The organism is Mucilaginibacter metallidurans, from assembly GCF_003286435.2.
Lineage (GTDB): Bacteria > Bacteroidota > Bacteroidia > Sphingobacteriales > Sphingobacteriaceae > Mucilaginibacter > Mucilaginibacter gossypii.
Genome location: NZ_CP043449.1, coordinates 3,530,800 through 3,544,932 on the forward strand (window position 1 = coordinate 3,530,800; position 14,133 = coordinate 3,544,932).

A 14,133-nucleotide genomic window follows, 5' to 3' on the forward strand; every position below is an offset into this window, starting at 1 on the left:
AAATTAAATTACCTGTATGGGGGTACAATTAAAAAGTTAAATTAAAGCTAATTAAAATAAAAAAAATCACCCCAATAGGGTGATTAATTATTGTCGGTTAAGGAAGTAAAATTTAGTTTTTGGCTACCACAGAATTGTCGCTATTTAAAGGTGTTTTTATGTCCTCAAACATTTTGCAAACCTGGGTAATTTTCCAGTCCTGCCGCTCATTTTTCTCGATGATCAGGTAATCATGCTGTGCGCAGTTTTCGTAGTTAAAATCAACCCGTGCAATCACCATGGCATCGCTTTTGGCAAGCACTTCGTAACCCGACTGGCAATTTTGCTGGGTACCGGCATCCTTTTTCATCATGCTTACCAGGTCGTCTTTTTCCTGTACAAGTACCTTTTCGCCGCGGGGTAACTTCAACACAGAATTGTCACTCATTATTGATTTCAATTTTTTAAAGTTGGAGGTCATGTGGCTGTCAATGAAATCGCGGATCACGCCGGCGTATCCTGTTTCGGCGGCCGTACGGCCATACATGGTGCTGGCAGATAATAACCCTACTATACATGCCAATAAAAATTTATTTTTCATTTGTGATATTTTTTTGATCAAATGTGGGCAGGCTTTGATCAAAAAAATATGCCTATCACACCTAAGCAATGCAACCGTACCCGGCCATACAGCAAGCCGGTGTCTTTCGCCTATAAAGATCATTTTTTGCACTTTTTGAGCAGATCTGCAATTAATCTGAAAATCTGTGCAGATAATTCTTTAATTATCAATAAACCATAACAGAACCTGCCCTGCATATTTAAATCTGTACGAAAATATTTTTATTTTTGGGAGCATCTTTTACCGAATAAAACCACGCCATAACTTGGAACCTACTGAAAACTTTTTCCGAAGCATTATTGAGGCCTCGCCTTTTCCGGTGTATATGTGTATGGGCCCGGATAAGCTCATTGCCATAGCCAATGATGCTACCTTAAAGGCATGGGGGAAAGATAAGTCGATAATTGGAAAACCTTTTGACGAGGCGCTACCCGACCTTCAGGGCCAGCCGTTCAGCAGCCTCATAAGCGAAGTATACCGTACCGGCGAAACTTATCACGGCAACAATGCACCTGCCGAATTTATAATTAACGGCAAACGGCAAATTAATTATTACAAGTTTACCTATCAGGCTGTACGTAACTCGCGCGGTAAAATAGTTGGCGTTATTTGTTTCTCGACAGATGTTACCGAAATTGAACATGCCCGACAGGCTATGGAAGAGAGCAGGCATACCTTGTATAACATGGTGAGGCAAGCACCCGTGGGCATTTGCATTATAAACAGCGATAACCTGGTAATTGAAGTAGTGAATGACTCGTATCTTGAGCTGGTAGGCCGTAAACGTGCAGAAATGGAAAACCGGGGCGTTTGGGAAGCCATCCCTGAAACGGCCGAATTGTATGCCCCCGTAATGGATAATGTTATTGAAACAGGGCAACCGATTACCGCCAAGGAGCATAAACTGCTGCTTGTACGCAATGGCGTACCCGAAATGGTATTTATTGATTTTGTTTATGAACCTGTTAAAGGTTTTGACGGCGAGATAAGCGCCATTATGGTAATTGCCATTGATGTAACTGAAAAAGTTTTTGCACGCCGCAAAATTGAGGAAGCTGAAGAAAGGGCCAGGCTGGCCGTTGAAGCTGCTGAAATAGGCACCTTTGATCTTGACCTGGTTACCGAAGAGATACTTACATCTGAAAGGTTTAACATTATTTTTGGAGTTGGCCGAGATGCCCCCCGCGATTTATTTTTGAAAGCGCTGCATCCCGATGACCTTGAGCTACGCAATAATGCTCATAAAACCGCGCTTACTACCGGAAAACTTTTTTATGAGGCAAGAATTATCTGGCCAAATGGCTCTTTACGCTGGATCAGGGCGCAAGGCAAAGTTTATTATGGTTCAATAAATAAACCGTTGCGTATTCTGGGCACCTTGCTTGATATAACCGAATTTAAACACCTGCAACAACAAAAAGATGATTTTATAAGCGTTGCCAGTCATGAGCTAAAAACACCGATGACATCGATCAAGGCGTCCATGCAATTGCTCGACAGGTTGATCAAGGTTGATCCCTCATCTGATAAGATCCCTCAGTTTATTAACCGCGGCAATAGCAGCCTGAATAAAATGCAGCAACTGGTTGATAGCTTGCTTAATGTTTCAAAAATTACCGCGGGGCAGCTTGCACTTCATAAAACACGTTTTTTGGCAGCCCAAATGATCAATGAATGCTGCGACCACGTGAGGCTTGCAGGTACGCATGAACTTGAGCTTACAGGCGACACCGATCTGGAACTATACGCAGACAGGCAACGGATAGACCAGGTTGTTGTTAATTTTGTAAACAATGCGGTTAAATATGCGCCCGACAGCAACCGGATTGTCATCAATATCAGTAAACAGGACAACATGGCCAAAATATCGGTACAGGATTTCGGCAGGGGAATCCCGCCGGAAAACATCCCGCATTTATTTGAACGCTACTACCGGGTTGATACTTCGGGTATTCAATATTCAGGGCTTGGACTTGGCTTATATATCAGCGCCGAGATCATTGAGCTTCACGGCGGCGAAATGGGGGTTGAAAGTGAAGTAGATAAAGGCAGCACTTTTTGGTTTACGATACCGTTAAATTGAAATTTAAATCCCGATTGAAAATAGTAAAACCCATAATCATCGTTCTATTGTTTTGCCTGCTCACTGTTTTTACACAAATTGGTGGGTTGGTTTATCTCATTTCAATTAGCCTGCACAGGCTAATCAACAAAACAGTAAATAATAAATATTACCGCCAAATCACCAAGGCTGTAGTTTTTATGGTGTTATATTGCCTTACCACTTTTTTAATTGTACCTCCGCTTGCCAGACTTTCGGGAAGGGTGCCGCTCCCCTTCTCCCAAATCAATCATTTAAAGCCGCTAAACCGGCTAACCTGCCTGTTCAATCGTAATTATGTTCGCCCACAACTTAAGCAGGCTGCATTTGCCGTAGCTGCCGAAATGAACCATAAATATCCGGGAAGTACCCTGAATTATCTTGACGCGAGCTTTCCGTTCATTAATGGGTTTCCGCTTATGCCCCACCTGAGTCATAACGATGGTAAGAAACTCGATCTCGCATTTTTTTATATTGATAATAAAACAGGCTTGGAAACCGATAAAACACCTTCGCCAATCGGATACGGAATTAGTGAAGAGCCGCGCGCCGGGGAAATCAACACAACACAGGCTTGCCTGATAAAGGGTTATTGGCAGTATAGCTTTTTGACTAAAATTGTTCCCCAGGGCAATAAAGTTAATTTTACTTTTGACAGTTTACGAACAAAGGCACTTGTAACCCAGGGCTGACGTATAAGAAACGGTAAAAATGAGTAGTGTTACCAACAAAATGTTGGTAAAGAGGGAATAAGTTTAAATGTTCGGGGGGGGGTAAAGGCTTTTAGAGTTTTTTCTTTGTAAAAAGAATATGACAACCTCACTCCATGATCATTTCAGATGGATACCCGATCCGCGCACGGGCAATAATAAGAAACATAATTTACTGGAAGTAATAATCCTATCGGTATTGGCGGTTGTATGCGGTGCGGAAAGCTGGTACGAAATGGAGGAGTTTGGCAAGGAAAAAGAAGACTTTTTAAAACAGTTGCTACCGCTTGAAAATGGCATACCGAGTCATGATACGATCAATCGCGTTTTTATGATGATCGATGCGGATGTTTTTGAACGCTGTTTCCGCGCCTGGACGGCGGAACTTGGCCAGAGCCTTCAAACAACAGGTACATCTGGCGAAAGGGAACTGATTGCTATCGATGGAAAGAGCGTCTGCAATAGCGCCTGCAAGCATCAGGGATTGGGGGCATTACATTTGGTAAGTGCCTGGTCAGGCCGTAATCAGTTGGTACTTGGGCAACAAAAGGTGGCTGACAAGAGTAATGAGATTAGTGCCATCCCGGCATTACTATCTTTATTGAACATTAAGGGGGCAGTAGTCAGCATCGATGCGATGGGCACCCAAAAAGCAATCGCTGAAAAGATTATCGAAAGTCAGGGGGATTATATCCTGGCCCTGAAGCAAAACCATGAAACGTTTTATGACCAGGTAACCAACCAGTTTAACTTCAGGGAAGACAGTTACAGCCAGCATCTGGATAAAGGGCACGGGCGGTCTGAGATCAGAACCTGCAAGGTCATACATGAACTTAACTGGATTGACGAAAAGGAAAATTGGAAAGGAATAAAGAGTATTATCAAAATCACCTCCGAACGCATAATTGGGGACAGCCGTACTACACAAAATCGTTATTACATCTCCAGCCTTCAGGCAGACGCTGCCTATTTTAACAAAGCCATCCGCACACATTGGGGAATAGAAAACCAGTTGCACTGGCAACTGGATGTTGGTTTTGCCGAAGATTATAATACCACACGAAATAGTCAGGCTGCACAAAATCTTGCTGTAGTCAGAAAGATAGCTTTAAATATTCTAAAGGCTGACAAAACCAGCAAAGCCAGCATAAAGGCCAAAAGAAAAATGGCTGGGTGGAATCACAAGTTTCTCCTAACACTTATAGCTAACAAAAATTTCTAATGCGTCGGCCCTGACTTGTAACCCTCTTTGCATCGCAAAATGTCATCAATAAAATATTTATCGAACCTCATTTAAAAAACCGTCTGGGCATCAAAACACCCAAGCTACGATTTCACGGATGCCGTGCAGTAAGACATGACGACCATATTCATGTCCAACTATAGGTTTAAAGCATTCATCATTTTTCAACATACGAATTATAACAGATTTCCCAGGAATTGCCTTCAGGATGGGCAATAAAACCTGCATAACCGCCCCAGAAAGGTTCAGCCGGATGCTTCAGGATTTGTACTCCTGCCTGCCTCAAAGATCTTTAACTGCAAGAGTAATGGCGGTTACGAGGGCCTGCATAGCATTTTTTTATTGGACCCTATCCATCCACGAAATCAGGGTCCGTGGCTGATTTTCATGCGTAAATTTAATTCTCAGTTAATACAGCCGGGGTAAATTTAGCTAACCAAATATATAAACATGCAAATCAATTATTTTACAGTAGGCATTGTAATAACCTTGTTAATAACATTAATAGTATGGATAGTAAAAACCGACCGCAAAGACGAGAAAAACTTTGAACAACAAATTATTGACCGGGAACTTAAACCAAGGGAACATCCCAAACCGCAAAAAGCCGATAAAGCAATGTGATCGGGTAAAACCCGCTATCAACTCACGTAGTTTCACGTATCATTTTGTGCGGTCATTTTTTTAAATTTAGCAACCCAACCTAATATCTATCTCATGGAAGCAGATAAAACTTCAGATCAGCAAGTATTTTATGTAGGACTTTGTATGGCCGGCGCCGTGTCTGCCGGGGCTTACACAGCAGGCGTTATTGATTACCTGCTTCAGGCATTGGCCGAATGGGACAAGCACCGCAATGAGCCAGGCGTACCATCGCACAAAGTGCAGATCCCGGTAATGGGCGGTGCGTCGGCAGGCGGTATGACCAGTATCATGGCCGCATCCTCCCTTAACAACCCGATAACCCATATCGACAAGCCATCAGGAGATCTTTTAGCCGAGCATCCCGAAAACAAGCTCTACCACTCCTGGGTCGACCTTATTCAGGCTGATATGTTCACAAAAATGCTGGATACCAGCGACATTAAAAGCTCGGGTGTAATATCGGCACTGAATTCTGATTTTATTAATGATGTTGCCAAACGGGTAGTTGCTGCCGATCCAAAACAATGGCAACCGCTGCCCACATATATTAAACCCGGTTTAAAGATCTTTACCACGCTTACAAACTTGCAGGGCTACGCCTACAATGTTCCGTTCAATTCGTCATCTTCACAGCGTACCAAATATAATATGCGCATCCACAATGATTACGCATGCTTTGAGCTTACCGAAAACGCCATTGCCGGGCATAATAACGGATGGATGCCGCTTGACCTGAAAAATAATATTAACACGGATATAGCCGCCGACGCAGCAATGGCTACCGGCGCCTTTCCGGTTGGGTTGCAATCAAGGATAGTTAAACGCGACGCCCAATATGTTAACAATAACCCATGGTTAAGCAACTACTTAACCAATGCTCCAATTGATGCAGGCGGTTATCAAACCCTGAACGTCGACGGTGGTATGATCAACAACGAGCCGTTTGATAAAGTACGCAGTGTTTTAGACGACCTTACAGCCCAACCGAGCGTTGATTATAACAACTTTAACAAATTTGTTTCAACCGTACTGATGATTGAACCTTTTCCTACCCAACCGCCAAAACCAATTTCGCAATCACGGGCTATATTAAATGTGATAGGTTTAACGCTATCATCCATGCTATCGCAAATGCGCTCAAAAGCGGTTAATATTAAAGACGCAATGGATGATGATTGCGCAGGTCAGTACCTGATCACGCCATCGCGCCGTGTAGATACGCCCGATGGCAAATCGACAGACCTAACCGGCGAACAAGCCATTGCCTGTGGTGCGTTGAGCGGTTTTAGCGGATTTTTAAATAAAGAATTCAGGGTACATGATTTCTTTTTAGGCCGGCACAATTGTAAGATCTTTTTGCGTGATTACTTTACCATACCAGCCAAAGCACTTACCACTAACCCCATTTTTAAAGATGGCTATGCTAATGCAGATCTGGCCAGATTTAAATCGACACAAAACGATAGCTACCAAATCATCCCGGTATTTGAACAAGATATCAAATTCCCCGATATTAAATTCAGTTCGGGTACCAACTGGCCCACGCTTAAAGAAAAAGATATCGACAGATTTAGCAGCGGCTTGAAAGATCGTATCCAAACCATTATGCTTAATGTGGCAGACCTTGGCTGGCTCACCAAAAGCTTATTATGGATAGGCGCTAAAGTGATCCTGAACCGTATGGTAACCAACAAAATAATGGTAGTGATCAAAGAAGAACTTAAAACATGGAAACTGCTGCCGTAGCGGTCTAAAAAATTCAGCCTTACGAAGTTTCTTAAAACTTCGTAAGGCTTCAATGGCTTTTATACTGCTTTAAATACCACTATTCCGTTATGCCCGCCAAAGCCAAAAGTATTGCTCATGGCTACTTTTACTTTATGGTTAATGGCGTCATTTAATACAAATTTTAAATTGTCAGGAATAGCAGGATCCAGGGTTGTGGTATTAATTGTTGGTGGTATCACCTGGTTTTCAATTGATTTTATGGCTGCGATAGCTTCAATAGCTCCGGCGGCCCCCAGCAGGTGGCCAGTCATGGATTTGGTTGAACCTATAATAGTATCTGTTACTTTGCCTTTTGTAACCGCAAGCAGGGCGTTGATCTCTGAAAGATCACCAACCGGAGTTGAGGTAGCATGCATGTTCAGGTAGTCGACATCTTCAATACTTAAACCCGATTCGGTAAGGGCCTGCTGCATGGCACGGGCAGCACCTAATCCTTCCGGGTGAGTGGCTGTCATGTGGTATGCATCAGCAGTCATAGATGCCCCGGTCACCTCTGCGTAAATATGTGCGCCGCGGGCAACTGCATGATCATAGTCTTCAAGTACTAAGGCACCGGCGCCTTCACCCATAACAAAACCGTCACGATCAATATCAAATGGCCTTGAAGCGTGTTGCGGATCATTATTACGGGCAGACATAGCTTTCATCGAACTAAAACCCCCAATTGAAGCCGGGGTTATAGGCGCTTCAGAACCACCAGTAACTATGATCTTAGCCTTACCTAAACGGATGTAGTTAAAGGCATCCATAATAGCGGTATTGGATGTAGCACAGGCCGAAACCGTAGTGTAGTTAATCCCCATAAAACCGTTACGGATAGAGATCATTCCCGAAGCCATATTAGAAATGAACTTAGGTACAAAGAACGGGCTAAACCTGGGCTGTCCGTTACCCCTGGCATACTCAGTTACCTGCTCCTCAAAAGTTTCCATACCGCCTTGTCCGCTGCCCCAAATTATACCAACATCAAACGGATCCATTTTGCTCAAATCAAAACCCGAATCTTTGATAGCTTCATCGGCTGCAACAAGCGCATACTGGGTGAAGGTATCGGTACGTTTTAATTCGGCTTTATCCAGGTGATCTGTGATATTGAAATCTTTCAGTTCGCAGGCAAATTGCGTACGGAATAATGATGCATCAAAACGGGTGATGGTTGCAGCGCCGCTTTTACCGGCAATTAAATTTTGCCAATAAGTTTTTACATTATTTCCAAGCGGTGTTAAAGCGCCCAGACCTGTTATAACTACTCTGTTTAACATGATGGTTTTATTAAAATCGGCGCAAAGATATAACAATATACCAAATGGTATTTTGACAATTCAACATGTATCGGTTTTACACGCTGAAAATTACCAGGTTATGGCATGACCAAAAGTTAAAATAGTTCAAAAACCATCATGGTTAAATCAAGGAAGAGATTTGATTATTTCCCAAAAATCTTATTTAATTCCGAATAAGGAACAGCATCATTTACAAAACCATAACTTCCCTGTGAAAGTTCAACAGCGGCCCGCTGAAAAGCGCCCAAAGCAGCCCTTGCCAATGCCGAACCAAGGCTTACCCTTTTTACGCCCAGATCTGCCAGTTCATTAAAGCTGATATCAAAACCTGCTGCGCCAAGCACAATGTTTACAGGTTTGGGAGCAACGGCTTTTACCACCTCGCTTATCTGTTCCCTTGTTTTAAGTCCGGGCGCAAAAAGCACATCGGCACCTGCATCGGCATAAGCAATAAGGCGTTTTATGGTGTCCTGCAGGTCTATTTTCCTGTGGATCATATTTTCGGCCCTGGCGGTTAGCATAAAATGAAACGGTAAACTCCGCGCCGCTTCAACAGCAGCCTTTACCCGTGCAACCGAAAGGTCGAAATTGTAAATGGGATCTTTATCATTCCCCGTAGCATCCTCTATCGAACCGCCAACCAGTCCCACTCCCGCTGCGACTAAGATAGTTTCGGCACAAATCTCCGGCGTATCGCCAAAACCATTCTCCAAATCGGCAGCTACCGGTAAATGGGTTGCATTGATGATAGCCCTTGCATTATCAAGCGTTTCATCGCGACTGATCAGAGCATACCCATCCGGCCGGCCCAGTGCATAAGCCAACCCGGCACTGGTAGTAGTAAACGCTTCAAAACCTAAACCGGTTAAAATTTTGGCAGAACCAGCGTCCCAGGGGTTGGGGATAATGAACAAATCATCGCGCTCATGCAGTGCTTTAAAAACTTCGGCTTTTTGATATTGGGAATTGTTTATTGCTGATGACATTTGAAGGTAGATTAGTGTTTATCGAAATTAAACAAAAGTTAGCCTGCAGTCACGAGTCTTAAGTCAGAAATTTGCTTTTTGACTTAATACTTACGACTTCGAACTTTTGGCTTAATATCCCTATTATTGTAGTTGCAATGGTTATGAAACAAAAAATAGATATTGAAAACTGGATCAGGAAAGAGCATTACAACTTTTTTAAACAGTTTGAGGAGCCCTATTACGGCGTAAACGTAAACGTTGATGTAACGGCGGCCTATAAGTTTGTGAAGGATAACGGGATCTCATTTTTCCTTTATACCATGTATCAGTCTTTAGCTGCCTCGCAAATTATTGAGCCTTTCAAATATCGTATGGAGGGCAATGATGTTTTTTTTTACGACCAGATTGATGCCAGCTCAACCGTTCCGCGGGCTAATGGCACATTTGGTTTTGGCGAATGGCCCTTTCATCCGTTGTTCGAAGATTTTGCCCGCGACGCCAACAAGGAAATTGAACGGGTACAAAGTAACAACCTGCTTGAACGCAAGGCTTTAAACAATGTAATCCGTTTTTCTTCGCTACCCTGGATCAATTTCACCTCACTGTCACATGCACGCATGTTTTCATTTATGGATAGCTGCCCTAAGGTTTCGTTTGGTAAAATGACCGAACATCATGGTAAGCGCACTATGCCGGTATCCATCCATGTAAATCATGCATTGATTGATGGCATCCACGTGGGCCAGTATATTGATTGTTACCAGGAGCTGCTGAACAAAGGGTTTTAGGCTACCGTAAAACGCGCAGAAGTTGCGTACCTCTGGCACGCTAAAACCCTTTAATAATTATTCTGCAAACCTTTAGCACCTCTGGTGCTATCTTTCCATCTATTGATTTACAAGATAAAAAGTTTAACTTTTCTTAAACACATTTTCCTTAACCATAAACAACGGCAGCGAGCCATGATCAAGCACGCGTGAATGAAAATCCCTGATGTTAAATTGGGCACCCTGCTTTTGCTGCAATTCCTCTTTCCAGTGCAGTATTTGTAATGCGCCATACTTGTAGGTAACTACCTGTGCCGGCCAGCGGCGCATGCGGGCAATTTCGCGCATGGCAATATCATCCTGCCCCCGGATATTCTTTTTCCAAAATGCCAGTGCCTGTTCATCCGTCCAGCCGTAATAATTAAGTGCTACATCCAAAGGCACACGTACCGACCGTACAATATCCCACTCCCATTTGCCAAGCTCATCGTAAGGCGTTTGGTATATGCCAAGTTGTTTGCCCAACTCTTCGGTATATGCCGCCCAACCCTCGGCAAAACCCATATAATAAAACAACTGCTGCACGGCAGATGTTTTGGTTTGCGCCTCCGTACTCGCCTGGTAATGGTGACCGGGAACGCCCTCGTGCATAAAAAGCCAGTCGACCTGCCGCTTATTGTAAGGCTTATCAAAAAGATTATAGTAAAACGCATTATTATCGTAATAGCCGGGCGTTTGTGCCAGTTGCGTGTTTTCACCTTTTACAATTTTTAGCGGGGCTATGTTGGTATTACTAAACAGTTTGGGCATGTTGGCATAAATGACCGCTTTGGTATTTTCGAAGGCTTGCTGAACTAACTTCGGGTCGCTGATAAAAAAGGACGGATCATTGAGGTGCTTATAAAAATCATCTTCGTTTAACCCGGTTTGCTGGCGGATAGCTTCGATATGCTTTTGAACGCGGGCCACTTCGCTAAGGCCAAACTGGTAGATCTTATCAGGAGTGGCGCGGGTGCTGGTCCAGCGTTTTAGCAGATAGGCATACCAGGCTTTGCCGTTGGGGATAGTGATAATGCCGCCTGTGGGGATTACAGCAGGTTTATTTTTTAACCAATCCTGCTCAAGTTTAATCCGCTCTAAATTAAGGGCGGTTTCATAGCTGATCAGCTGATAATCTACTTTTTCCGGTTCGCTGAGCTGACCTGCTTTGAAGGCTGATAAATCAGTCTTAACTTTTTCAAAAAAAGCTAACTGTTTTTGCACATCAGCGGCGGTGCCGATATGTTCCAATCCGCTTGTGTAGCTTAGTTCCAGTTGGGGCAAATGCAATTTAGTGTAACCGGTTACAAAATCATTGCAAAAAGCATCAAACGTTTGCTGACTAAAAGCAAAAGAAGAAGTTAAAATAAAAAACAAAAAAACAAGAGGTCGCCTCATAACAACGGAATGGTTAACAAACCTAAATATTTGCTTTGATTAATTTATGCAAAAACAAATCTCCTGTTAACCATTATCAGTAATCCAAAAGCATTTTTGCTTAAGTTGACTGAATGTAGCTGTGCAATTGCTCAATAGTTTCCCTTTGCGAATGGATAGTTTCGTACACCACATCACTCATTGAAATAATACCGCATAACTGATCGGCCACATCAAACACCGGTAAATACCTGATATTATTTTCGCTCATGATCAGCATGCATTCATCAACTGATGATTCGGGGGTGATCCTCGAGAAATTGGTACTTATGATCTCGCCGGCGGTGGTTTCGTCGGAGTGTTTACCCATTAAAATGATTTTACGGGAGTAATCCCTCTCCGTCATCAGGCCCATATACCTGCCATTTTCAGTTACCACTACCGAGCCGATGTTTTTTTCGGCCATCAGTTTCAACACGTTAAACACGGTGGTATCGGCAGGTACTGCAGTAACGTTGTTCCCCTTACGGGCCAGGATATGCTTTACACTTTTCATAAATACTCAGGTTAATTTGGTAAATTCAAGATACGAATAAGTAACAGAAAAACAATGGATTGTGGAAAACAAAATCTATTCAGGCTAAAAAAACCGTTCGGCCATGCAGTTAAACCAATCCTTATATTGTAACAAAACGGGTGTCCCATTTTTTTGATTCCCGAAAAAAAAATTAAAAAATGTGGTCTGTCTTTTTTGCAGAAAAATAAATGTTCCATTTTTTGAGCCTTGAAACACGGGACAGTATAAAATCGAAACAAATTGATAATCAAATAATTAACTCATTCAATGAAACACATTCAACTAACTGATAATCAGAAAATAAAACTAACAGGAATAAAACAATACGTGTTTTACAGAAGATTAGACGCCATGTTTATTCAAGCTGTTTTTTTTGTTTTTATCGTAATTTTTTAAATAAGTTACCCCAATAATAAAAGGCGCTGACAAAATAGCTTCACCAATAATCTCAATTTATTTTATTAAAAAAGCCCCCGGTAATTAAACCGAAGGGCTACCAACCTATATAAAAACAAACCTATTGTTTTCTCTTTCCCCAAATGGCGGTGCCATAGTTATCCAACCCGGTAAATATCAGGGTTGATGTTATTTTGTTTTCCCAGTCGCGCTCACGTTCAACTTTTAGCTTGTAACTATCGCCGTTGCTGTATTTAAGCTCAAGCCACGGAGCGGTAAATGTCCATTTATCAGCAGCGTTACCATCAATAGTACCGGCAGCATCCAGTTTAAAGGTTGTTGAAACCTGGAAGTCCGGATTGGTTTGCTCGGTACCATAACCCGGTACAACATGATAATTCAGCGTGATTTTTTCATAGGTCCCTGCCACATCGGTTGATGCTATAGTTGTTTGAGCAACATTGGCATATCGTTCAGGCGATACTATTGGCCAGCCGTCGGTTGTCCATGATATTTTACGAACGTGCAGGTCCATAAAGTACGAGTTAATACCCGGCCTGCCCTGGTGCGCCATGTAATATTGCCCGCTACCGTTGTCAAACACTGCACAATGCCCTGTGCCCTGCCAGCCGCTTTGGTTGCTGAACTGGTATGGCGCAAGTATCATGGGGCCATGATCCTCATCGGTATTGATGTCATGCCCGTTATAATCATAAAACGGACCGGTCGGGCTATCGCCCCGCCCTACCCTAACATTATACTTGGTTTGCAGCCAGTCATAACTGATAAACAGGAAATACTTTTTCAGATCGGGGTTGTAGATCACTTCCGCGCCTTCAATGTTACCATTGTATTTGCCGCCGGTAAAACCGCGGTTAGCTATGCGCTTGCCCTTATCGCCCGAGCTGGCCGCCAGGCCAGTTGAAGGATCAAGTTTAAGGATATAGATCCCGTCCCAGGCCGAGCCATAATACATATATTGTTCGCCGGTTGTTGTAGTTATTACCGTTGGGTCGATAGCGTTGGTTTGGATACTGGCATCATTGGCTGATGTTACAACGAGGCCTTTCTCCGTCCAGGGGCCGTCAGGCGATGAAGCCGTTGCCATACCGATAACACTCAGGCGTGCTACAGGCGATGAAAGCGAATAATACAATCTGTACTCCGAACCCACCTTCATTACGTAAGGTGCCCATAAGGCGTTGTAAGGCGTACCGCCTTTACCCGTAATATAGGCCGATCCCTGTGCCGGCAATGACGAAAATACCCAGCCTACATACTCCCACTGCACCAAATCCTTCGACCTGCGGATTTGCAAGCCCGGCCTTACATCAGTACCAAAAGCCACATCGGTACTATAGCAATAATAATAATCACCAAACTTTTTAATGGATGGGTCATGCACGTTATACACTGTCCACTTAGGATAATAGGTAAATGCCGCAATATCCGCGTAAGTATCACTGATACTGTTGATATCAAACGCTGTTGTTACCGGTGGAGTTGTGGTAGTATCCGTTTTAGCTGGCGCAGGTGTCTCCTTTTTTGAGCAGGAAAACAGCACTGTTGCCAATGCGGTTATTAAATATAGATTTTTCGCTGTATTCATCATCGTGTTCGTCTCTTTCACTTAATTTT

The 14,133-nt window shown here is 43.1% G+C and carries 12 protein-coding genes; 6 read left to right on the plus strand and 6 right to left on the minus strand.

Going from position 1 to position 14,133, the window contains the following annotated elements:
- Positions 1 to 112 precede the first annotated feature (112 nt).
- A complete protein-coding gene (locus DIU38_RS14960; protein WP_146750438.1) occupies positions 113 to 580 on the minus strand; it encodes a hypothetical protein in 468 nt (155 codons plus the stop codon).
- A gap of 286 nt (positions 581 to 866) precedes the next feature.
- On the opposite strand from DIU38_RS14960, the gene DIU38_RS14965 reads away from it, so the two are divergent.
- From DIU38_RS14965 to DIU38_RS14980, 5 genes are all read left to right on the plus strand, one after another.
- A complete protein-coding gene (locus tag DIU38_RS14965; protein WP_112655449.1) occupies positions 867 to 2,684 on the plus strand; it encodes a PAS domain-containing sensor histidine kinase in 1,818 nt (605 codons plus the stop codon).
- Between the two features lie 14 nt (positions 2,685 to 2,698).
- Entirely contained in the window at positions 2,699 to 3,394 is a 696-nt protein-coding gene (locus tag DIU38_RS14970) for a hypothetical protein (protein ID WP_146750437.1), read from the plus strand.
- Between the two features lie 118 nt (positions 3,395 to 3,512).
- Positions 3,513 to 4,634 carry an ISAs1 family transposase gene (locus DIU38_RS14975; RefSeq protein WP_112658656.1) on the plus strand — a complete coding sequence of 374 codons (1,122 nt, stop codon included), beginning with the start codon at positions 3,513 to 3,515 and terminating at the stop codon, positions 4,632 to 4,634.
- A 471-nt stretch (positions 4,635 to 5,105) separates the two neighbouring features.
- Complete coding sequence (locus DIU38_RS33105) at positions 5,106 to 5,279, plus strand: hypothetical protein (RefSeq protein WP_167516191.1); 174 nt, start codon at positions 5,106 to 5,108, stop codon at positions 5,277 to 5,279.
- A 93-nt stretch (positions 5,280 to 5,372) separates the two neighbouring features.
- Positions 5,373 to 7,046 (plus strand): patatin-like phospholipase family protein, encoded by a 1,674-nt coding sequence (locus tag DIU38_RS14980; protein WP_112651999.1) that lies wholly within the window; start codon positions 5,373 to 5,375, stop codon positions 7,044 to 7,046.
- Positions 7,047 to 7,105: 59 nt separating this feature from the next.
- On the opposite strand, the gene fabF is transcribed toward DIU38_RS14980, so the two are convergent.
- On the minus strand, positions 7,106 to 8,350 hold the full coding sequence (gene fabF, locus DIU38_RS14985; RefSeq protein ID WP_112651997.1) for a beta-ketoacyl-ACP synthase II: 1,245 nt from the start codon (positions 8,348 to 8,350) through the stop codon (positions 7,106 to 7,108).
- 164 nt (positions 8,351 to 8,514) lie between these two features.
- Positions 8,515 to 9,357: an isocitrate lyase/PEP mutase family protein gene (locus DIU38_RS14990; RefSeq protein ID WP_112651995.1), complete on the minus strand. Its 843-nt coding sequence runs from the start codon at positions 9,355 to 9,357 to the stop codon at positions 8,515 to 8,517.
- A 143-nt stretch (positions 9,358 to 9,500) separates the two neighbouring features.
- Here DIU38_RS14990 and DIU38_RS14995 point away from each other — a divergent pair, with 143 nt between their 5' ends.
- The gene (locus tag DIU38_RS14995; protein ID WP_112652017.1) at positions 9,501 to 10,127 is read left to right on the plus strand and encodes a CatA-like O-acetyltransferase; all 627 of its coding nucleotides are present in this window, start codon (positions 9,501 to 9,503) and stop codon (positions 10,125 to 10,127) included.
- A 123-nt stretch (positions 10,128 to 10,250) separates the two neighbouring features.
- Here DIU38_RS14995 and DIU38_RS15000 read toward each other — a convergent pair whose 3' ends face one another.
- The 3 genes from DIU38_RS15000 to DIU38_RS15010 all read right to left on the minus strand — a co-directional run bounded on the left by DIU38_RS15000 (position 10,251) and on the right by DIU38_RS15010 (position 14,125).
- Complete coding sequence (locus DIU38_RS15000; protein ID WP_112651993.1) at positions 10,251 to 11,543, minus strand: DUF885 domain-containing protein; 1,293 nt, start codon at positions 11,541 to 11,543, stop codon at positions 10,251 to 10,253.
- Positions 11,544 to 11,643: 100 nt separating this feature from the next.
- Positions 11,644 to 12,078: a CBS domain-containing protein gene (locus DIU38_RS15005; RefSeq protein ID WP_112651991.1), complete on the minus strand. Its 435-nt coding sequence runs from the start codon at positions 12,076 to 12,078 to the stop codon at positions 11,644 to 11,646.
- A gap of 538 nt (positions 12,079 to 12,616) precedes the next feature.
- Positions 12,617 to 14,125, minus strand: a complete 1,509-nt coding sequence (locus tag DIU38_RS15010; RefSeq protein ID WP_208057806.1) for an arabinan endo-1,5-alpha-L-arabinosidase — start codon at positions 14,123 to 14,125, stop codon at positions 12,617 to 12,619.
- Between the last annotated feature and the right edge of the window lie 8 nt (positions 14,126 to 14,133).

Excerpts from the sequence above, each read along its gene's own strand:
- DIU38_RS14960 (WP_146750438.1), bottom strand. The coding sequence starts at position 580 with ATGAAAAATAAATTTTTATTGGCATGTATAGTAGGGTTATTATCTGCC.
- DIU38_RS14975 (WP_112658656.1), top strand. The coding sequence starts at position 3,513 with ATGACAACCTCACTCCATGATCATTTCAGATGGATACCCGATCCGCGC.
- DIU38_RS33105 (WP_167516191.1), top strand. The coding sequence starts at position 5,106 with ATGCAAATCAATTATTTTACAGTAGGCATTGTAATAACCTTGTTAATA.
- DIU38_RS14980 (WP_112651999.1), top strand. The coding sequence starts at position 5,373 with ATGGAAGCAGATAAAACTTCAGATCAGCAAGTATTTTATGTAGGACTT.
- fabF (WP_112651997.1), bottom strand. The coding sequence starts at position 8,350 with ATGTTAAACAGAGTAGTTATAACAGGTCTGGGCGCTTTAACACCGCTT.
- DIU38_RS14990 (WP_112651995.1), bottom strand. The coding sequence starts at position 9,357 with ATGTCATCAGCAATAAACAATTCCCAATATCAAAAAGCCGAAGTTTTT.
- DIU38_RS14995 (WP_112652017.1), top strand. The coding sequence starts at position 9,501 with ATGAAACAAAAAATAGATATTGAAAACTGGATCAGGAAAGAGCATTAC.
- DIU38_RS15000 (WP_112651993.1), bottom strand. The coding sequence starts at position 11,543 with ATGAGGCGACCTCTTGTTTTTTTGTTTTTTATTTTAACTTCTTCTTTT.
- DIU38_RS15005 (WP_112651991.1), bottom strand. The coding sequence starts at position 12,078 with ATGAAAAGTGTAAAGCATATCCTGGCCCGTAAGGGGAACAACGTTACT.